Raw genomic sequence first — 18,986 nt, forward strand, 5'->3', positions numbered from 1 at the left:
TGCTTCCAAGACGATTGCCCGAGGGAATGGCTTGGTTATCGCCGTAAAAGTCCCACAGTGGGGATTTTTACGGTGGCGAACCAACTCATATCCCCCAGGTCTCACATCGTCTCCACAGACGTAACTTTCCGAGTGCCCCTCAGTAGGTCGTGTCGACGTGAGTAGTATAGCACTGTGCAAATCATCAGCAAGGGCATCCTGCGGATGCCGCGTTATCCATCCGCTCACTAAAAGTAAGCGGTTTTTCGCGCTGATTGATAAAATGCATATGCCGTTGGCACTCACGCCATGCTTCTTGCAAACGTAGTAGTGCAATATCCTGAGTCATAATGGAAGTCCTGCCCGCTCAGCAATACTAAAAATGGCCGGATAATTCTGGCGGCTGGGATAATCAATCAGCATATCGATTTTTTGCTCGCCGAGTAGCTGCTGAAGCTTTACTTGGCAGCGCATTTCAGCCCGTACTATGTCATTGACATCGTGGATATCCGTTGTGATCAGAAGATCAATATCGCCACCTTTGGCTTGATCATCCGTGCGGGAGCCAAAAAGCTTTACGCTCGCTTGCGGCCCAAAACACGACTTCACGGCGCTGACGATGGCCTGACGCTGAACATCATTTAAGCGCATCGTTGACCTCCTTAGCCTACACACTAGCCATTTATTGCTTTCAAAAGGCTAGCATATTTTAGCCTTTCTTATCCCACTCATGGTAAACCAACTATCTTCAAAAAGTTGACACCTTCATCACAGCCCCGCTAGAGTCCTGTCAACTTTCAAAAGAATATAGGTTTACCCGTGACCACTACCTCGACTGCTTCTCACGCGGCGGATGCCGCGCCGCGCCACGACTGGACGCTTGACGAGATCAACGCGCTGTTTGCGCTGCCCTTTAACGACCTGCTGTTTCAAGCCCAGCAGGTCCACCGGGCACATTTCGATGCCAACGCGGTGCAGGTGTCTACCCTGCTGTCGATCAAGACCGGGGCCTGCCCGGAAGACTGCAAGTACTGCCCCCAATCGGGTCACTACAACACCCAGTTGGAAAAAGAGAAGCTGCTGGAAATCGAGAAGGTAGTGGCCCAGGCCAAGGCGGCCAAAGAGGCGGGCGCTAGCCGCTTCTGCATGGGGGCCGCGTGGCGCAGCCCACGGGATAAAGATTTAGTGGTGGTGGAAGAGATGGTGCGCCAGGTAAAGGCGCTGGGGCTTGAGACCTGCATGACGCTGGGTATGGTTGACGGCGAGCAGGCTACCCGGCTGGCGGCGGCCGGGCTGGACTACTACAACCACAACCTCGACACCTCCCCCGATTACTACGGCGAAATCATCACCACCCGCACCTACAGCGACCGTTTAGAAACCCTAGCCACCGTGCGTGACGCCGGTATGAAAGTGTGCTCTGGCGGTATTTTAGGCATGGGCGAAGGCGCACAGGATCGCAGCGCGCTGCTGCAGCAGCTGGCCAAGCTCTCTCCACATCCCGAGTCCGTGCCTATCAACATGCTGGTCAAAGTGCCGGGAACGCCACTGGAGAACGTCGATGATTTAGACCCACTGGAGTTCATCCGCGCCATTGCCGTGGCGCGCATCATGATGCCCCAGAGCCACGTGCGCCTCTCCGCAGGCCGGGAGCAGATGAGCGAATCCACCCAAGCGCTCGCCTTCCTGGCTGGTGCTAACTCCATCTTCTACGGCGACAAGCTGCTGACCACCGGCAACCCCCAGGCAGAGCGCGACCGTGCGCTGTTTGCCAAGCTGGGCCTGCATCCCGAGCGCCGTGACACCTGCGAAGACGATACACAGCGCGCCGAGCGGCTGGCCCAGCAAGCGCAGCGCAACGCCCAGGCAGAGCGCGCTGCGGCGCTGGCGGTGGATGCCAGTGTCTGAGGTATGGCACCAGCGCTTAGCGGCAGCCCGCGATGAGCGCGAGCGCCAGCAGCGCTGGCGCAACCGCCGGGTTTCTGCCCATGGGGCACTCGACTTTGCAGGCAACGACTACCTGGGCCTTGCCCAAGACCCACGGGTCCAGGCGGCCCAGGCAGAAGGCGCGAAGCGCTTTGGCGCAGGGGCCGGCGCGTCGCACTTGGTCAGCGGGCACCTGGGCATTCACGATACCTTGGAAGAAGCGCTGGCGGAGTGGACCGGACGCGAAAGAGCGCTACTTTTCTCCACGGGCTATATGGCAAACCTGGGCGTACTGCAGGCGCTCGCGGATTCAAACACCGCGATATTTCAGGACCGATTTAACCATGCCTCGCTGCTTGATGGTGGCGCGCTGAGCGGCGCCCGCTCCCGGCGCTACCACCACCGGGATGTCAACGACTTACAGCGTTTGCTTGCGCGCAGCACGGCCACCCATCAGCTGGTGGTCAGCGACGGCGTGTTCAGCATGGATGGCGATATCGCCGACATCAATCAGCTCGCCCACCTCAGCCAGCAGCACGACGCCTGGCTAATGATCGACGATGCCCATGGTCTCGGTGTACTGGGTGAACACGGCGCGGGCTGCGTAGAAGGTTTTGATAGCCATGCCGTGCCGATCTTGGTCGGCACCCTGGGCAAGGCGCTAGGCACCGCAGGCGCATTTGTGGCGGGTGACGCCGCGTTGATCGAACACCTGATTCAGTTTTCCCGCAGCTACGTGTATACCACCGCCCAGCCACCCGCGATTGCTGCCGCCACGTTAGAAGCGCTCGCCATCGTGCAGCGGGAGCCCGAGCACCGCCAACGGCTCACTCGCCATATTGACTACTTCCGCCAGCAGGCGGCCGCCTTAGGGCTGCCACTCGGCCACTCCCACACGCCCATCCAGCCGCTGCTGCTGGGCAGCGAGCAGCGCACCCTAGCCTGGGCGGCCACGTTCGATGAGCACGCTATCCAGGTAGGGGCGATTCGACCACCCACGGTGCCTAACGGCGAGGCGCGGCTGCGCATCACCCTGAGCGCCCGCCACACCCAAAGCGATATCGATCGGCTCTTGGGAGTCGCCGCCGCCTGCCTGCAAGAGGAGCAGCGATGAAGCTCATCCTACTCTCGGGCTGGGGCGTCGACCGCCGTATATGGCAGACGCTTTCGGAGCATTGGCCCAGCCCTGTCGAGCCCAGCGCAGTGGAGTGGCCCGGCTACGGCGATGCTCCAGCGCCACCTACCCCCACGAGCATTGCCGCGCTCGCCAAGCGTATGGCCCCCGAGCTACCCAGCGATGCCGTCTGGGTAGGCTGGTCGCTGGGTGGGCTGCTGGCCACAGCGCTGCTCGACTACTTGCCGCCGCCCAACGCCCTGCTGCTACTGGGCGCAGGCAGCCGTTTTTGTAGTGACGCGGAGAGTGATGGCGGTGTGAGGAGCGACGAGCTTGCCAGCTTTAAGCACGCCTTCCACCGTGACCCCGTTGCCACGTGGCGGCACTTTCTACGCTGGCAGGCCCAAGGCGAACCCAACGCCCGCGAGGCCCACCGCCAGCTACGAGCACAGTTAGGTGAGACTCCCCACGCCGATACCGACACGCTCGCGCAAGGGCTCATGTGGCTAGAGACGCTGGATAACCGGGCACTGCTTGCCAACCCTCCCTGCCCTATCCGCCGCTTGGCAGGCGCCCACGACCCGCTGCTACCAAGCAGCACGCGCCAGCAAGCGCTTCGGCTAGAAGCTGCAGGGCACTGCCCCATGCTCTCCCAACCCGCCCCACTGGCGGCACGGCTAGCCGAGCAGGCCACGCGCGCGCTACAGGAGCCGCGATGAACTCACCGCTCACCTCGCTGCCACTGCCCCGCTGGCAGGAGCGTGTCGCTCGGGCTTTTTCACGGGCGGCACCACGCTACGATGATCTCGCCAGCGCCCAGCGCGACATTGGCGAGGTGCTCTGGCAAACGCTGCCGGAGAGTGCCCAGCACGTGCTCGACCTGGGCTGCGGCACCGGCTACTGGACCCAGCGGCTAGCGGAACACTATCCCGATGCTGCCATCACCGGGCTCGATCTAGCGCCCGGTATGCTCGCCCACGCCCAGGCGCAGTATGGCGATGCCATACGCTGGCAACAGGGGGACGCCGCCGCGCTACCGCTCAGCGATGCCAGCGTGGATCTCGTGTTCTCAAACCTGGCGATTCAGTGGTGTCCGGATATCGGCGCAGTGATGCAGGAGCTCGCCCGGGTGCTCGCCCCGGGTGGACAGGCGCGCATCACCACGCTACTGCCCGGCACGCTGAGCGAAGTCGCCACCGCTTGGCAGCGGCCCGAGGCGCTGCTGCAAACGCTGGATGCCAGCACCGTACAGCGGGCCATTCAGCAAAGCGGCCTGCGCCTCACCCAGCATACCTGTGCGCAGCGGCGGTTTTTCTATTCCGATATGAACGCCGTCATGGCCTCCATCAAAGGCGTAGGCGCCCAAGTAACACGGCCCAATGCGCAGCTTACCCGTCGTGAACTGGCTGCCGCCCAAGCGCGTTTTGAAACCCTACGTGAACCTCAAGGGCTGCCGGTTAGCTACCACTGTTTCACCCTGCACCTGGAACAAACGCCATGACCACCTATTTCGTCACTGGTACCGACACCGACGCGGGCAAAACCCTGGCCACCAGCGCGCTGCTGTGCGCCGCCCGCCAGCGCCAGCTCACCACGCTAGGGTTAAAGCCCATCGCCTCCGGCAGCGAGGCCACGCTCAGCGGCTTGCGCAACCGCGACGCCCTGGCGCTACAGGCACAAAGCCTCCCGCCGGTGGATTACTCGACGGTCAATCCGTGGGCCTTTGCCCCCGCCATTGCGCCGCATCTTGCCGCCCTGGAAGCAGGTGCGGTGCTTAACGTGGCAAGCGTTACTCAGGCGCTCAGCGACACGTTAACCAGCACGCCACGGGACCTGACGCTAATCGAAGGCGCAGGCGGCTGGCGGGTGCCGCTGAACGAAGCGGAGGACTTTTCCGACCTGCCCCGCGCGCTCGGGCTGCCGGTGATTCTGGTGGTTGGGCTGAAGCTGGGTTGCCTGAACCATGCGCGGCTCACCGCCGAGGCCATCGCCGCCGATGGCTTAACGCTGGCGGGCTGGGTAGGCAGCGTAGTGGACTCAGCCTTTGCCGACGACAGCCCGCGCTTTGCAGCCAATGTGGCGCTGCTGAAACGCGCTCTGCCCGCCCCTTGCTTGGGCATCATTCCTCATTTAGCTACGGCAGATGCGCCCACCGCGCAGTACTACCTCTCCCTTGATGCGCTGCTCCCCCTCGCCACCCAGGAGGCGACGCCATGAACTCCCCCGTTTGGCACCCCTATGCCCATCTCAAAACCCAAACGCCTGCGCCCAAAGTGGTCGGCGGCAGCGGCAGCTACTTTACGCTGGAAAGCGGCGAGCGCCTGCTGGATGCCACCTGCTCCTGGTGGTGCATGATTCACGGCTACGGCCATCCGCGCCTCGTCGCCGCCATCCGCGAGCAGGCGGGGGAGCTTTGCCATGTGATGCTGGGCGGCCTCACTCACGACCCCGCCGACCAGCTCGCGCAAGAGCTGGTGCGTATTACCCCGCCGGGGCTGAATCATGTGTTCTACTCCGATAGCGGCTCGGTGGGCATGGAAGTGGCCATGAAGATGGCGCTGCAGTACCAAGTGCTCTCGGGCCACCCCGGCAAGCGCAAAATGCTCTCGCTGATGAAGGCGTACCACGGCGATACCACCGGCTGCATGGCGGTGTGCGATCCCGAAGAGGGCATGCACAGCCTGTTCGCCAGCCTGCTGCCTCAGCACCACTTCGCCCCGGCCCCCACGGCACCCTTCGATGCCACGCCAGCCCAGGTAGAGCATGACCTCGCCGCGCTGCGGGAAGTGCTAGCGCGCCACCACCATGAGATTGCCGCACTACTGATGGAGCCGCTGCTGCAAGCGGCGGGCGGGCTGAACATGACCTCGCCGCACTACCTGCGCGGCGCCCGCGCGCTGTGCGATGAGTTTGGCGTGCTGCTGATTTTCGACGAAGTCGCCACCGGCTTTGGCCGCACCGGCAAGCTGTTTGCCGCCGACCACGCAGGCGTCACGCCAGACATCATGGTGCTCTCCAAAGGGCTAACCGGCGGCTACTTGGGCCATGCGGCCACGCTGGCTACCGACCGGGTTCACGGGGCATTTATTGGCAACAGCGAGCACCACGCGTTCATGCACGGCCCCACCTTTATGGGCAACCCCCTGACCTGCCGCGTGGCGCTGGAGAGCCTGCGGGTGTTCGAAGAGGAGCACTACCTGGAGAAAATTGCCGCGCTCAGCCAAACGCTACGGCGCGAGCTGCTGGAGGACGCGGCGCTGCGCGCGCACCCGGCAGTGGCAGATGTCCGGGTGCTGGGCGCGACAGCGGTGATCGAGACCCATGGCAGCGAGGCGCTGGCGGGCGTGGCCGCGTTTGCCAGAGCACGGGGCGTGTGGCTGCGCCCCATTGGCCGCTGGCTCTACACCATGCCCGCCTATATTGCGACGGACGCCGAGATCACCCAGATTACCGGAGTCATGAAAGCGTGGTTTCTCGAAGCGCGCCGGTAACCTGCCATCCATCGGTTCGCTCACTCCGCCCCGTCGTTGACTCAAGGCAAGAGCAAGTTGCCCTGCTTGCGCCACTGGTGAACCAGCGCTGGCACGCCTTCCCCCGCCGTGGTGTTGATCGCCAGCACGCCAGGCGGGCTGAGCGCATCGGCGTCGGGGTCTATCAGTGCACAGGGGGTGTCGTAGTCGATGTAGGTCAGCAGCGATGCGGCGGGCATCACCGCCAGCGAGGTACCCACCACAAGCAGGAAATCCGCTTGGCTCACCAGCTCGCAGGCCTCTTCGAACAGCGGCACGGCTTCCCCGAACCACACCACGTCCGGGCGCAGCTGGCTGCCCTTATCGCACACATCGCCCAGGGCAATTCCGCCCTTTGACAGCGGGTAGCGCAGCCGGGCATCGACGGATGAGCGTGCCTTGAGAATCTCGCCGTGCAGGTGCAGCACGTGGCGCGAACCGGCACGCTCGTGCAGGTCATCGATATTCTGCGTCACCACGCTGACTCGGAAGCCATCCTGCTCCAGCGCCGCCAGCGCTTTATGGGCGGCGTTGGGCTTCGCGCGGCGGATCTGATCACGGCGCTGGTTATAGAACGCCAGCACCCGCTCTGGGTCTTGCCGCCACCCTTGCGGCGTGGCGACCTCTTCCACCGGGTGATCCTCCCAGAGGCCATCGCTGGCGCGGAAGGTTTGAATGCCGCTCTCCGCGCTGATTCCCGAGCCGGTAAATACCACCAAGTGCGGGGCTGAAGTCATGCTATCCTCGGCTTACGTCGTCCAGTAAACGCCTAATGTACCAGTTGCCCCACGGTGCCTGCGAATCGCTGCTTGTTGCGATACGGGTAAACGTCGATCACCCGCCCCTCCAGAATCGCCCGCTGTAGCGCCAGCCAGTAGTCCGGGTCGAACAGCTCCGGATGCTGCTCCATAAATAGTGCGCGCAGTTCCGGGTTGGCAAACATAAACGGACCAAACTCTTCGGGGAAGATATCGTTGGGGCCAATGGAAAGGCTGGCCCCGCCATTCATGTAACTGTCGACCCCCTGGGATTTGGGAATATGGCGGAAGCGGCACTCGGTGAGATAGCTCACCTCGTCGTAGTCGTAGAAAATCACCCGCCCGTGGCGCGTGACGCCAAAATTCTTCAGCAGCATATCGCCAGGAAAAATATTCGCTGCTGCCATCTGTTTGATGGCGTTGCCGTAATCTTTTAGCACCATTACCCGCTCATCGGCGCTGCACTGCTCCAGATAAATATTCAGCGGCGTCATCATTCGCTCGGTGTAGCAGTGCTTGATGATCACCTTGTCCTCTTTCAGCGACACCGTGGAGGGTGCAACCTCCAGCAAATGGGCCAAACACTCCGGCTCGAAGTGGTCCTGGCGGACGATAAAGTTGGAGAACTCCTGGGTGTCGGCCATGCGCCCTACCCGATCGTGGCGTTTTACCAGCCGGTACTTCTCCCGCACGATGGCGTGGGTGACCTCTTTGGCGGGGTCGAACTTATCCTTGATGATCTTGAACACGGTGCGAAAGCTCGGCAGCACGAATACCGCCATCACCATGCCCCGCACCCCCGGCGCGATCATGAAGCGCTCTTCGCGCTTGGCCACCTGCTGGTTCAGCGCGCGGAAAAATTCGGTTTTGCCGTGTTTGAAAAAGCCAATGGCGGCGTACAGCTCGCCCTCGGGCTTGTGGGGCATAAGCTGTTTTAGGTAACCGACGAACTCCCCCGGCACCGGCACCTCTACCTGGAAATAGGCGCGAGTGAACGAGAAGATGATCGACACTTCATCGGTTTCGGTGAGGACCGTATCCAAATGCAGGCAGGGGTCGCCGCCCTGCTGCTCGCCATACCCTTCCCCATGTAGAACGGGCAGCACCAAGGGGACCTGCTCGCCGCCACCTAGAATGCGCCCCACCAGATACGCCCCTTTGTTGCGGTAAAACACGCTGTTGAGTAGCTCCACCTGGGCATCGTCTGCCTGCCAAATCGCAACAGGGAGCTGAGCTTCCAGCAATCCAGCGCCGAGCTGGCTGTCGCGCTCGACGTCGGCAAAGGGGGACTCGAACGGGGCTTCACTCAGCGCCCAAGCGAGCGCCCCCGCCCAGTCGCCGTTGACGTAATACCTGCGGCACAGCTCAATGCCCGAACGGTGCGCGGCATCCTCCCGGGAGCTGTACACAAACATCCAGTCGTTGCGGATATGGCGATGCTGAAACACCGAGCAGAACAGCGAATTAAAGAAGGTTTCCGCCAGCTCGTAATCCAACCGCTGGCTGATCAACTGCGCGTAGTGCCCTCGTGCTTCCCGCCACGTCTCACAGTGAGCCAGTACATCTGCGGCAAAGGTGCGCTGCAATCGGCCGAGCGTCTCCTCGACTTTTTCACCGTACAGGTTGATCCGCGCGGCGGAGGCCTGCTGCGCTTCACGCCAGGCGGCGTCGCGAAAGCGGCGGCTGGCATCTGAGGTGATCTGCTTGAAACGCGCACGGTACTCATCGAAACCGTGCAGCACAGTGGCCGCTAGGCGATACGCGGGGGAGTGTTTCATCACGCTGGCTCACGTCGAAAGAGGGCTTTCCAGATTCCGTGAACGGCACACTACATACGAGACGACCTTAGTACTGTAACTGTCAACCCTGTAAGTGTCAGCCCTGTGAATAAGGCGCAATGGAGGCTATCTCCAGGAGAAACGGCCCGGCGGCGCGGTCGGCAATCAAGAAACCGAGCTGGTGAATAGAGTGCGGGTCGAGAGGCGGCGCGCTGGAAAGCAGCGTGCCCCGGCGCACCGCCTCGAACTGTGCCCAGGTGAATTGATGCGTTTCCCACTGATGAGCCGTAGGCGTGAAGGCGACGCGGTAGGCGCTTGCTTCGTCCAGCGCGCTGCTTTTGAGCCGTAGCTGATAGGTGCGACCATCGCCACGCACGCGAAGCGTAACTCCTTGGCTGTGTGCTAGGGTCGGCTCAAAGCCGTTGGGTTCACGGCGCATCGAGGCAAAACCGCCGCCGTTTTCTAGGGAGACCTCGCCACAAAAGCAGCCAGCGCCCGCTTCCACGCGAAAGCCGCTTTGAGACACGCCGCCCATCACGCCATCGTCCACGGCGTACCAGCGCCGCTGCTCTGCCTCGGCCATGTTCGATTCGGTAAAGTTCAACATCCTTCAAGCTCCTCCTTGCCTGCCAGTAACAACGCCTCTGAGCGAAAGCCCAGAGGCGCACTGCCGTGGTTCAGACTAGGCGATCTGCCGTGGTGATTACAATTTCGCGGAAGCGACCTTCGGTGCGACAGGATCGATATCCTCAGGTGCTGCGGTGACCAGAGCGAATTCCTCTTCTGCGGTTTTCGCGACTAAATGATTTTTGCTGTAGAGGAAGTAGTAAGCCGCTCCAGCAATAAACAGCACGATGGTGTAGTTGAAGGCGCGAGGGTCAAACGCGTAGACACCGGTCAACGCGACGAGCGAGAGCACCAACGCGATGCCTGAGGTCACCACGCCTCCCGGCGTTTTATAGGGGCGCGGCAGGTCGGGCTGTTTCACGCGCAGCAGAATATGGCTAAGCGCCATCAGCGCATAAGAGATAGTCGCCCCCACAACGGCCATGCCTAACATCAGATCGCCTTCCCCGCTCAGCGATGCAAGAAAGCCCAAAATACCGGGCACAATCAGCGCTAAGTAAGGCACTTTGCGCTCGCTGGTGAGCGATAGCGGTTTGGGTAAATAACCCGCCCGAGAGAGCGCGAATACCAGGCGGCTATAGCCATAAATAATCGAGAAGAACGACGCGATCAAACCCGCTAAGCCCAGCACGTTGACCAGGGTCGCCAGCGTGGGATTACCCGCCGCATTCAGCGCATCTACCAGCGGCACGCCGCTTTGGCCAATCATCTCAGCGCCCGCCGCACCGGCCAGCAGCACGACTACGAGCAGGGCGGTGAAGAGCAAGAACAGCATCGCACCAATGATGCCTTTGGGCATATCCCGGGCGGGATCTTTCGCCTCTTCGGCCGCCAGCGGCACACCCTCTACCGCCAGGAACAGCCACATGCCAAAAGGCAGCGCCGCCCAAATACCGTACCAGCCGAATGGCATGAAGGTGCTCGCCCCCGCCGCATCGGTGGGTGCAATATCAAACAGGTTGGCCGAATCGAAATCGCCGATCAGCGCCACGGCGGTGGCCAAAATGGCAAAGACCGCCAAACCGCTAATCACCATCATCACTTTTAGCGCTTCCCCCACACCCGCCAGGTGAATGCCAATAAACACCGCATAAAACAGCAGATACACCAGCGGCCCGTTAACGCCTAATAATGCTTCCACCGCCGAGCCAATAAAAATCACGATGGCCGCCGGGGCAAGCGCGTACTCAATCAATACCGCAAGCCCAGTCAAATAGCCGCCCGCAGGCCCCATGGCTTGGCGGGCAAAGCTGTAGCCGCCCCCTGCCGCGGGAATAGCGGCGGACATTTCTGCCAGCGCCAGCACTAGCGCTAGGTACATTAGCGCCATCAAACAAGCGGCAATCGCAAAGCCGCCCCAGCCCGCTTCGGCAATGCCAAAGTTCCAGCCCGCAAAGTCACCGGAAATCACGTAGGAAACCCCAAGGCCCGCGAGCAGCATCCAGCCTGCCGTACCTTTACGCAGCTGGCGCTTGGCCAGATACGCCTGATCAACCGTTGGTTGTGTCATCGTTTTGCCCTTTTCAGTGTGGAACGCAATGGGTGTCAGCGGCGTGCTGTGATCCTGGTTCCGTCTTGTTATTGGGAGAGTCGTCAGCGGTTTTAGTGAAAATGTCGTTAGCGTTGTTATTGAAAGTGTCGTCCGCGTTTAGCGCGTGGTGATCGTCAATCAGCCACAAGGAAATTCCGAGTTGAACCGCTGCTGCCCTCCAAGACGCTGTCTTCGCTGCGGTCTTTTAGCTTCACGCCGGAGAGCTTGCGCTCCCGCGCCTCGGTTAACAGCAGCAACAAGCGCCGGGCCGCCTCTTCATACGCAAGCCCGGCTGGCCGCAAGTTGGAGATACAGTTACGCCGGTCATCTTTTAAACCCACTTCGGGGGCCCAGGTCATGTACAGCCCCAAACTATCTGGGGAGCTAAGGCCAGGACGCTCGCCAACCATGACGAGCACCGCATCTGCGTTGAGCAGCGCGCCTACTTCGTCGCCAATCGCCACGCGCCCTTGTTCCACCAGTGTCAGCGGTGCGAGCTGCCATTCGTTCTTGTCGCGCCCGAATGCGTCATACAGCGCGGTAAGAAACGGGGCGCTGTTCTGCTGCACCGCCAGCGCCGAGAGGCCATCGACGATCACCACCGCCAGATCGAACCGTTGGCCGCTCTCTGCCGCCTGCTGCAGCGCCTCTCGGGATGCCTCGTTAAGGCGTCTGCCGTAGTCGGGCCGCTGCAGGTACATCGCACGGTCCTCTGCACGGCTGTGTACCGCAAGCGGTGCGGTGCTCAAGCCAAGCGCCTGGGTCAGCTCATCGGCGAGCACCTCACACTCCAGCGGGCAGTGAACCGCATCTTGGGCTTGGGCATGGGCGAGCTGAAACGCGAGCAGCTGTTTGGTGGGCAGGCTCACCCCCGCGCGCCCCAAACCAATGCGCGCGTCGGTAAAGGCGCGCAGGCGCTCCCAGGGGTTCTCAATGACGATCGGCGCAGTGGTTTCCTGCGTGGGTTGCTTAGGCATCTTAGTCGCTCCCCTTCGGCAAGTGGCGCAGGCTGTTGGCAAAGGCGGCGGGCAGCTGGTCGTTAAGACGATGGGTGCTCACATCTTGGAAGATCTGCATCTTGGCCAGCCACTGCTCGAACTCTGGCGCGGCTTTTAGCCCCAGCACCCGACGGGCATAGAGCGCATCGTGAAACGACGTGGTTTGATAGTTGAGCATGATGTCGTCAGAGCCGGGGATGCCCATCACGAAGTTACAGCCCGCCACACCCAGCAGCGTCAGCAGGTTGTCCATATCGTTTTGATCGGCGTTGGCGTGGTTGGTGTAGCACACGTCGCACCCCATCGGCACACCTAAGAGCTTGCCGCAGAAGTGATCCTCAAGGCCGGCGCGGGTGATCTCTTTACCGTCGTAGAGGTACTCGGGGCCGATAAACCCGACCACCGTGTTGACCAGCAGCGGATTGAACTTGCGTGCCACGGCGTAGGCCCGGGCTTCGCAGGTTTGCTGATCCAGCCCGTGGTGGGCGTCGGCGGAGAGCGAGCTGCCTTGGCCGGTTTCGAAATACATCACGTTGCGACCCACGGTGCCTCGGTTCAACGTTTGCGCGGCGGCTTCAGCTTCCGCCAGGGTGCTCAAATCGAACCCAAAGCTGCGGTTGGTGGCTTCGGTGCCGCCAATGGACTGAAACACCAGATCCACCGGTGCGCCCTGTTCAATGGCTTCTAGCGTATTGGTCACGTGAGTCAGTACGCAGGATTGCGTAGGGATCTCGTATTTCTGGATCACGTCGTCCATCAGCCGCATCAGCTTGATGCTCTGGGCGACGTTATCGGTAGCCGGGTTGATACCAATCACCGCATCGCCGCTGCCATACAGCAGACCATCGAGAATACTGGCCGCGATGCCGGTGACGTCATCGGTGGGGTGATTGGGCTGTAAGCGGGTCGAAAGCCGTCCCGGCAGCCCAATGGTGTTGCGAAATGCCGTGGTCACGTGGCATTTCTTCGCCACCAGCATGAGGTCCTGGTTGCGCATCAGCTTACTCACCGCCGCGGCCATTTCCGGCGTAATGCCGGGCCGGGCAGCGGCCAGCGCTTCTCTGGTGGCGTGGTCCGAAAGCAGCCAGTTGCGAAAATCGCCTACGGTCAGGTGCTTCAGCGGCGCAAACGCCTCTGCATCGTGGTCGTCGATAATCAGACGGGTGATTTCGTCCTGCTCGTAGGGGATCAGCGCCTCGTTCAAAAAGGTGGTAAGCGGCAGCTCCGCCAGCACCATTTGGGCGACGACCCGCTCTTCTGCCGATTCTGCCATCACCCCGGCAAGGCGGTCGCCCGAGCGCGGCGGCGTGGCTTTGGCCATCAGTTCGGCGAGCCCGCTAAAGCGATAGCGGCGGCTCCCCACCGTGGTGTGATAGGTCTGCGCCATGGGCCTTCCCTTCTCTTACCTGTTCGATACTCAAGGCGCGGTATGCGCGCTGAGGAACAAAACTTGCTTGTTCTCACAATAGCGCTATCACTTAACGGGGAGTATCGAGTTTTGGCAAAACACACCAAGGCTATAAAAACCAATAAGAAACAGCTGGTTAATAACGACAACAAGGCGTGGACGCGGTTGATTCACGCTGTCAGGAGCTGGTAATGACCTTGACGCCTACCCAAAGCGCACCAAAAAAGTGCATTCAAGAAGCGTTTGACGCCGATGAGCATGCGCAAAACCTCACCCGCTGGCAGCAGCAGTATGATCAGCTCACGCCTGGGCGGTTTTATGGGCGGCTGGATGAAATTGCGTTGCCTGCCATCCAGGTGTTCAAAGAGCACACCGGCCAAGCGCTGCGTCAGGATTGCCGGGTGTGGGAGGACTCCTTATGGCTGGGCATTCCAACCCGACCAGCGGGCTCGCGTATCAATGGGCAGCCACTCGACGCGCAGCAAGTGATGTGCCGCCCCGGCGGGCGCGATTTTGAATTGGTGACCCCGGAAGCCTTCGATATTTACGGGCTGGTGATACGTCTGCCAGCACTACATGCCGCTGCCGAACGCCAGGGCATCACGCTGGATGAGCAGTGGATGACCGCGCCCCGCCGGCATGTGAACCCTGCCACGCTGCGCGCCCTACTGTTTCTTTTGGAGCGGCTGTTAGGCCAACAGCAGGGAGCCATTGCTGAAAAGCTACATCAGGATATTCTTTTAACCGGCCTGCTGGAGCTATTAGATGCCCAACAGCCCTGTGGCGAGCTGCCTCCCAGCTACGCGCATCGCAAAGCCGTGGTCGACCGAGTCAAGCAGTACGTCGACGCGCATGTAGACACCCCCATCACCATGAACGCGCTGTGTGAACTGACCCATGTGAGCCGACGCACGCTGCAATATAGCTTTACGACGATTTTAGGCATTAGCCCATTGCAGTTTTTGAGGCTGACGCGCCTTAACCGAGTGCGGCGCGCCCTGCGCGCAGCTGAACCGCCACAAACAGTGACCGAGATTGCGACGTATTGGGGATTTTGGCACTTAGGGCAATTCACCCACGACTATAAGCAGCAGTTTGGTGAGTGCCCTTCGCAAACACTACAGGGGCCAGCCTAGCATCGCCGTTTATCTTATATATGAGAATGGATGCATTGACGACACTGTTTACCTTCTTAAAAAAGGGCTGCTGAGACAGCAGCCCCATAAGCCCGTTTGATGCTAGAACTCATAGAAAGCTTGGCCACGCGTTTTCGACAAGATTCCTCCACCGAAGAGTAACCAACACGACTATCCCGACTCTTTTGAGCTATCACTGCCTAACGTATCCGCTCCCCCCAACGCGACTGGCGGGGTTGCCAGCACCTTTGGTGCTTCTCTACGGTTCGTGCTATAGGTAGTGAGCGCTGCATTCAGCATGGCAGCCCCAACACTCGACGCCGTCCTGGCGCCCAGCTCACTCCCACCTTGCGAGGTCCTATGCTGAACACGACTTCCTGGAATCGTCTTCGCTACAGCGCCTACGCGCCTCTCTACGATGCGCTCGTAGCGCCCGCGTTGCGCAGACCAAGACGTGTCGCGCTCAGCCAAGTGGACTGGGAACCCGGTATGCGCGTTCTCTTGGTGGGAGCAGGGACGGGGCTGGACCTCCCCTTTTTGCCCCACGAGTTAGAAATACACCTGACCGATCTCACCCCTGCGATGGTCCGGCGCGCCAGCGCCAGGGCCGAGCACTATCAGCGTGATGTGGCTTGTCATGTCATGGACGCCACCCAACTCGTCTATCCTGATGAACACTTCGATGTCGTCATCATGCACCTGATTTTGGCGGTCATGCCTCGCCCTGAGCAGGGTTTGGCAGAGGCCTATCGCGTACTGAAACCCGGCGGACAACTGTGCGTCATGGATAAATTCCAACCCGACACCCAACCTGCCGGGTGGGGGCGCCGCACGTTGAACGTATTCACTTCGATCATTGCGACCGATATCACGCGTCAAGCCAGCCCCATGATCCAACATGCTGGCTTTCGTATTCAGCGAGACGAGCCGGTACTCATGAACGGTCTGTTTCGTGCCCTGCTCGCCGTCAAATAGCGCTGTTTTATTGCTCATCGCTTGCAAAAACCTATGCAATAAAATTAATGTGTATAGCTTACGTTGCACAATCCGTGGGGCACTGGGGTTTGCCTGCTCTCTATTCGAAAACGTCAATGATGAGGACGCGCCATGCCCAAAGCCGCCGTAAAGCGCTTTCGTCGCCTGCCAGAGGACGAACAGTCTCGCGTCATCGAAATGGCCTGGGAAGATCGCACGCCTTTTGAAGCGATCGAACGGCTATTTGGTTTAGGGGAACCCGATGTGATCGAGGTCATGCGCTACCAGATGACCCCAGGCTCATTCCGCCTATGGCGCAAGCGGGTCACGGGCCGCACTACCAAACATCAGTCGCTTCGCTCGCCCGATGTGATGAGAGGCTACTGCCCTACCCAGTACAAACGTTAACGCCACTGTCTTATTGTCCCACTCTCTCTTATCTTACTCACTAGGAAGGAACAGAGAGGCGAAGACCATTTTCAGCGCCCTAATAATGTTATATTATCACATAACATATACTATGAAAGGTCTTGGCAATGTCGTTGCTTTCTCCCTTACCCGTGACCGTGCTTTCCGGCTTTTTAGGTGCCGGCAAAACCACCGTGCTCAACCATATCCTGGCGAACCGTGAAGGCCTCCGGGTGGCGGTGATCGTTAACGATATGAGCGAAGTGAACATTGACGGTGCGTTAGTACGAGGCGGTCCTGGCGAGTCGATGCTGGACAGCGATATAGCACTCAACCGCAGTGAGGAACGCCTCATAGAGATGAGCAATGGCTGCATCTGCTGCACCCTGCGTGAAGATCTGTTGGTCGAGGTCAGCCAACTGGCCCGTGAAGGTAAGTTTGATTACCTGGTGATCGAGTCGACCGGTATTTCTGAACCGCTGCCTGTCGCCGAAACCTTCACCTTTGAAGATGAGAGTGGTCAAAGCCTTTCCCACGTTGCCCGGCTAGACACCCTCGTGACGGTGGTGGACGGGGCTAACTTCCTCGCCCAATACCAGGAAGCGCAAAGCCTTGAAGAGGTCGGAGAGAGCCTGGGCGAAGAGGACGAACGTAACGTCGCAGACCTGTTGGTCGACCAAATTGAGTTTTGCAATGTCCTACTGATCAGCAAGACCGACCTGATCACTGAGAAAGAGCTGGACGCTTTGAAAGCGATTCTACGCTCGCTCAATCCCGACGCAGACATCGTGCCCATCACCCAAGGTGGCGTGCCGCTAGAAAAAGTGCTGAATACAGGCAAGTTCAACTTTGAACACGCGCAGCAAGCGCCCGGCTGGCTGAAAGAGCTACGTGGCGAACACATCCCCGAAACCGAAGAGTACGGTATTGGCAGCTTCGCCTACCACGCTCGCCGCCCTTTTCACCCTCAAAAGTTTCACGACCTGTTAAACGCCGAATGGTTTGGCAAAGGCCTGCTGCGCTCCAAAGGTTTCTTCTGGCTGGCCACCCGCCCTCGCTATGCGGGCCAGTGGAGCCAGGCAGGTGGCATTGCCCATCACGGCCCCGCCGGGGTGTTCTGGAAAGCCATCCCGGAAGCCAACTGGCCGGAAGACCCGGAATACCGCCAGTTCATCCTGGAGAAATGGCAAGAGCCGTTTGGCGATATGCGCCAGGAGCTGGTATTTATCGGCCAAAACCTAGATGAGGCCAGAATGCGTGAAGCACTGGACAGCTGCCTGCTCAGCGAGGCGGAGCTTTTGGAAGGTATGAAGGTATGGCAGCAACTGCCCGATCCATTCCCAGCTTGGGAGTGACAAAACCACGTCACACCGACACCACCCCAGCACTGGCCGGATGCGCCAACGCTTGCCAAGCGTCATAGGTGGTAAAGAACACTTGGCCGGTGAGCTCGTGGTAGAACGCCGTGTGCGTTAGGCGATCCATCACCGGCCCTTTCACCTCGGCCAAGTGGAGCATGGCACCGGCGTCTTTCAGCCGACCGTTGATCGCCTCCAGGCTCTCCAGGGCCGAAGCATCGATGACATTCACTGCCTGACAGGTGAGCACAATGTGCTTGATCGACGGCGAGCGGGCGGCCAGCGCCATGACGGTATCTTCAAGATAGCGGGCGTTGGCAAAATAGAGGCTTTCATCGATGCGCAGCATGGCGACATGCTCGTCGGTTTCGACCTGATGGCGCTTCACGTTACGAAAATGCTCGGTGCCCGGCACCCGCCCTACCACCGCACTATGGGGCTGGCTGGTGCGGTAAAGGTGTAGCCCCAGCGAGAGCACCACCCCGCTGATAATGCCCACTTCCACGCTGTGCAGAAGGGTCAGCAGCAAAGTAGCGACCATCGCCACCCCATCGCTGCTGGAGTATTGCCAGGTTCGCTTTACCGCAGGCAAATCAATCAACGTCCCCACTGCCACGATAATCGTGGCGGCCAGCGTGGCGGTGGGTAAAAAGGCCAGTAAGTCGGTGAGTAGCAGCGTTGCCAACACAATCCCAAGCGCGGTAAACGCCCCCGCCAGCGGCGTTGCCGCCCCGGCTTCAAAATTGACCACCGAGCGCGAAAAACCACCCGACACCGGCGAGCCGCCGCTAACGCCAGCGCCAAGATTCGCCATACCGAGCGCAATCAGCTCTTGGTTGGGGTCGATACGCTGACGGCGCTTGGCGGCCAGGGTCTGCGCCACGGACACCGACTCTACAAACCCTACCAAACTGATCAGCAGCGCCGCTGGAAGCAGGCCGAGCCACAGCGATTGATCCAGACTCGGCAGCGTAATGGCAGGCAGGCCACTGGGCACAAAGCCCACCAAATCGACCCCGCGCTGCTCTAGTTGGAAGCCCCAGGCCAACAGGGTGGTCACTACCACGGCCGAAATAGGCGCGGCTTTGACCATTAACCCTGCCCCGCACCGATATACTCCGGGCTGCCCGGCGCGGCAAAACTGCTCAGCGCCGAGGCCGTCATGAGTGCTGCCACCGCCACCGGCCCTACTGCCAAACTCGCGCTGGTGCCAAAGACGGCGTACAGCACCAGCGGCAGCATGCTGGCATAGAGCCCCATTTCCGGCGGCAACCCTGCCAGCATGGCGTAGGCCAGCGCTTGCGGCACCAGCATCAGCGTGACGATCACCGCGGCAAGTACATCCCGCGTGAGCAAGCCCCGATGATACGTTCGCAGCCAGCCGATTAGCGGCACCCAGCGCTCAATGATCATGATGCAGTCTCATAATAGGTATCTGCTGATACGGGGCCTTCGTACTAGGGTTTCACGCGTCTTCGCTT

Annotated in this window: 17 protein-coding genes and 1 pseudogene; 10 read left to right on the plus strand and 8 right to left on the minus strand. The window is 60.5% G+C overall.

Going from position 1 to position 18,986, the window contains the following annotated elements; genetic code table 11:
• Positions 1-324 precede the first annotated feature (324 nt).
• Positions 325-630 (minus strand): nucleotidyltransferase domain-containing protein, encoded by a 306-nt coding sequence (locus AC13CY_RS00805; RefSeq protein ID WP_289125598.1) that lies wholly within the window; start codon positions 628-630, stop codon positions 325-327.
• Positions 631-798: 168 nt separating this feature from the next.
• Between AC13CY_RS00805 and bioB the strand changes: the two genes are divergently transcribed.
• Genes bioB through bioA form a run of 6 tightly spaced genes read left to right on the plus strand, consistent with a single transcriptional unit; the run spans position 799 to position 6,510 of the window.
• Entirely contained in the window at positions 799-1,887 is a 1,089-nt protein-coding gene (bioB, locus tag AC13CY_RS00810; RefSeq protein WP_483052183.1) for a biotin synthase BioB, read from the plus strand.
• Positions 1,874-3,019, plus strand: a complete 1,146-nt coding sequence (gene bioF, locus AC13CY_RS00815; protein WP_228219055.1) for an 8-amino-7-oxononanoate synthase — start codon at positions 1,874-1,876, stop codon at positions 3,017-3,019. Before bioB ends, bioF begins: the two co-directional genes overlap by 14 nt.
• Positions 3,016-3,738 carry an alpha/beta fold hydrolase gene (locus tag AC13CY_RS00820; RefSeq protein ID WP_228168628.1) on the plus strand — a complete coding sequence of 241 codons (723 nt, stop codon included), beginning with the start codon at positions 3,016-3,018 and terminating at the stop codon, positions 3,736-3,738. The genes bioF and AC13CY_RS00820 overlap by 4 nt, the downstream gene beginning before the upstream one ends.
• Entirely contained in the window at positions 3,735-4,520 is a 786-nt protein-coding gene (gene bioC, locus AC13CY_RS00825; protein ID WP_483052184.1) for a malonyl-ACP O-methyltransferase BioC, read from the plus strand. The genes AC13CY_RS00820 and bioC overlap by 4 nt, the downstream gene beginning before the upstream one ends.
• On the plus strand, positions 4,517-5,236 hold the full coding sequence (gene bioD / locus AC13CY_RS00830; RefSeq protein WP_054644940.1) for a dethiobiotin synthase: 720 nt from the start codon (positions 4,517-4,519) through the stop codon (positions 5,234-5,236). The genes bioC and bioD overlap by 4 nt, the downstream gene beginning before the upstream one ends.
• Positions 5,233-6,510, plus strand: coding sequence for an adenosylmethionine--8-amino-7-oxononanoate transaminase (bioA, locus tag AC13CY_RS00835; protein WP_228219054.1), 1,278 nt, complete (start codon positions 5,233-5,235; stop codon positions 6,508-6,510). Before bioD ends, bioA begins: the two co-directional genes overlap by 4 nt.
• A 41-nt stretch (positions 6,511-6,551) precedes the next feature.
• On the opposite strand, the gene AC13CY_RS00840 is transcribed toward bioA, so the two are convergent.
• From AC13CY_RS00840 to AC13CY_RS00865, 6 genes are all read right to left on the minus strand, one after another.
• Positions 6,552-7,265, minus strand: coding sequence for an SIR2 family NAD-dependent protein deacylase (locus AC13CY_RS00840; protein ID WP_483052185.1), 714 nt, complete (start codon positions 7,263-7,265; stop codon positions 6,552-6,554).
• 32 nt (positions 7,266-7,297) lie between these two features.
• Positions 7,298-9,064: a bifunctional isocitrate dehydrogenase kinase/phosphatase gene (gene aceK, locus AC13CY_RS00845; RefSeq protein ID WP_213262783.1), complete on the minus strand. Its 1,767-nt coding sequence runs from the start codon at positions 9,062-9,064 to the stop codon at positions 7,298-7,300.
• 97 nt (positions 9,065-9,161) lie between these two features.
• On the minus strand, positions 9,162-9,671 hold the full coding sequence (locus tag AC13CY_RS00850) for a CIA30 family protein (protein WP_213262785.1): 510 nt from the start codon (positions 9,669-9,671) through the stop codon (positions 9,162-9,164).
• A 96-nt stretch (positions 9,672-9,767) separates the two neighbouring features.
• Positions 9,768-11,201 carry an ethanolamine permease gene (gene eat, locus AC13CY_RS00855; protein ID WP_062359946.1) on the minus strand — a complete coding sequence of 478 codons (1,434 nt, stop codon included), beginning with the start codon at positions 11,199-11,201 and terminating at the stop codon, positions 9,768-9,770.
• A gap of 155 nt (positions 11,202-11,356) precedes the next feature.
• The gene (gene eutC / locus AC13CY_RS00860; RefSeq protein WP_054640789.1) at positions 11,357-12,199 is read right to left on the minus strand and encodes an ethanolamine ammonia-lyase subunit EutC; all 843 of its coding nucleotides are present in this window, start codon (positions 12,197-12,199) and stop codon (positions 11,357-11,359) included.
• Position 12,200: 1 nt separating this feature from the next.
• Entirely contained in the window at positions 12,201-13,607 is a 1,407-nt protein-coding gene (locus AC13CY_RS00865) for an ethanolamine ammonia-lyase subunit EutB (protein ID WP_062373241.1), read from the minus strand.
• Positions 13,608-13,819: 212 nt separating this feature from the next.
• Here AC13CY_RS00865 and AC13CY_RS00870 point away from each other — a divergent pair, with 212 nt between their 5' ends.
• The 4 genes from AC13CY_RS00870 (at position 13,820) to zigA (ending at position 17,502) form a co-directional block, all read left to right on the plus strand.
• The gene (locus tag AC13CY_RS00870; RefSeq protein WP_062359952.1) at positions 13,820-14,764 is read left to right on the plus strand and encodes a helix-turn-helix domain-containing protein; all 945 of its coding nucleotides are present in this window, start codon (positions 13,820-13,822) and stop codon (positions 14,762-14,764) included.
• Positions 14,765-15,124: 360 nt separating this feature from the next.
• Positions 15,125-15,739 carry a class I SAM-dependent methyltransferase gene (locus AC13CY_RS00875; protein ID WP_054640790.1) on the plus strand — a complete coding sequence of 205 codons (615 nt, stop codon included), beginning with the start codon at positions 15,125-15,127 and terminating at the stop codon, positions 15,737-15,739.
• A gap of 132 nt (positions 15,740-15,871) precedes the next feature.
• Positions 15,872-16,147 (plus strand): TIGR03643 family protein, encoded by a 276-nt coding sequence (locus AC13CY_RS00880; protein ID WP_044630516.1) that lies wholly within the window; start codon positions 15,872-15,874, stop codon positions 16,145-16,147.
• A gap of 128 nt (positions 16,148-16,275) precedes the next feature.
• A complete protein-coding gene (zigA, locus tag AC13CY_RS00885; RefSeq protein WP_483052186.1) occupies positions 16,276-17,502 on the plus strand; it encodes a zinc metallochaperone GTPase ZigA in 1,227 nt (408 codons plus the stop codon).
• A 10-nt stretch (positions 17,503-17,512) separates the two neighbouring features.
• Here the strand turns inward: zigA and AC13CY_RS00890 are convergent.
• A pseudogene (locus tag AC13CY_RS00890) lies at positions 17,513-18,918 on the minus strand (SulP family inorganic anion transporter).
• Positions 18,919-18,986: the final 68 nt, after the last annotated feature.

Source organism: Vreelandella sp. L-15 (assembly GCF_056857635.1).

What these genes read in the sequence shown, in the direction of transcription:
- AC13CY_RS00805 (WP_289125598.1), bottom strand. Translation starts at nt 630, where the DNA reads ATGCGCTTAAATGATGTTCAGCGTCAGGCCATCGTCAGCGCCGTGAAG.
- bioF (WP_228219055.1), top strand. Translation starts at nt 1,874, where the DNA reads ATGCCAGTGTCTGAGGTATGGCACCAGCGCTTAGCGGCAGCCCGCGAT.
- AC13CY_RS00820 (WP_228168628.1), top strand. Translation starts at nt 3,016, where the DNA reads ATGAAGCTCATCCTACTCTCGGGCTGGGGCGTCGACCGCCGTATATGG.
- bioC (WP_483052184.1), top strand. Translation starts at nt 3,735, where the DNA reads ATGAACTCACCGCTCACCTCGCTGCCACTGCCCCGCTGGCAGGAGCGT.
- bioD (WP_054644940.1), top strand. Translation starts at nt 4,517, where the DNA reads ATGACCACCTATTTCGTCACTGGTACCGACACCGACGCGGGCAAAACC.
- bioA (WP_228219054.1), top strand. Translation starts at nt 5,233, where the DNA reads ATGAACTCCCCCGTTTGGCACCCCTATGCCCATCTCAAAACCCAAACG.
- AC13CY_RS00840 (WP_483052185.1), bottom strand. Translation starts at nt 7,265, where the DNA reads ATGACTTCAGCCCCGCACTTGGTGGTATTTACCGGCTCGGGAATCAGC.
- aceK (WP_213262783.1), bottom strand. Translation starts at nt 9,064, where the DNA reads ATGAAACACTCCCCCGCGTATCGCCTAGCGGCCACTGTGCTGCACGGT.
- AC13CY_RS00850 (WP_213262785.1), bottom strand. Translation starts at nt 9,671, where the DNA reads ATGTTGAACTTTACCGAATCGAACATGGCCGAGGCAGAGCAGCGGCGC.
- eat (WP_062359946.1), bottom strand. Translation starts at nt 11,201, where the DNA reads ATGACACAACCAACGGTTGATCAGGCGTATCTGGCCAAGCGCCAGCTG.
- eutC (WP_054640789.1), bottom strand. Translation starts at nt 12,199, where the DNA reads ATGCCTAAGCAACCCACGCAGGAAACCACTGCGCCGATCGTCATTGAG.
- AC13CY_RS00865 (WP_062373241.1), bottom strand. Translation starts at nt 13,607, where the DNA reads ATGGCGCAGACCTATCACACCACGGTGGGGAGCCGCCGCTATCGCTTT.
- AC13CY_RS00870 (WP_062359952.1), top strand. Translation starts at nt 13,820, where the DNA reads ATGACCTTGACGCCTACCCAAAGCGCACCAAAAAAGTGCATTCAAGAA.
- AC13CY_RS00875 (WP_054640790.1), top strand. Translation starts at nt 15,125, where the DNA reads ATGCTGAACACGACTTCCTGGAATCGTCTTCGCTACAGCGCCTACGCG.
- AC13CY_RS00880 (WP_044630516.1), top strand. Translation starts at nt 15,872, where the DNA reads ATGCCCAAAGCCGCCGTAAAGCGCTTTCGTCGCCTGCCAGAGGACGAA.
- zigA (WP_483052186.1), top strand. Translation starts at nt 16,276, where the DNA reads ATGTCGTTGCTTTCTCCCTTACCCGTGACCGTGCTTTCCGGCTTTTTA.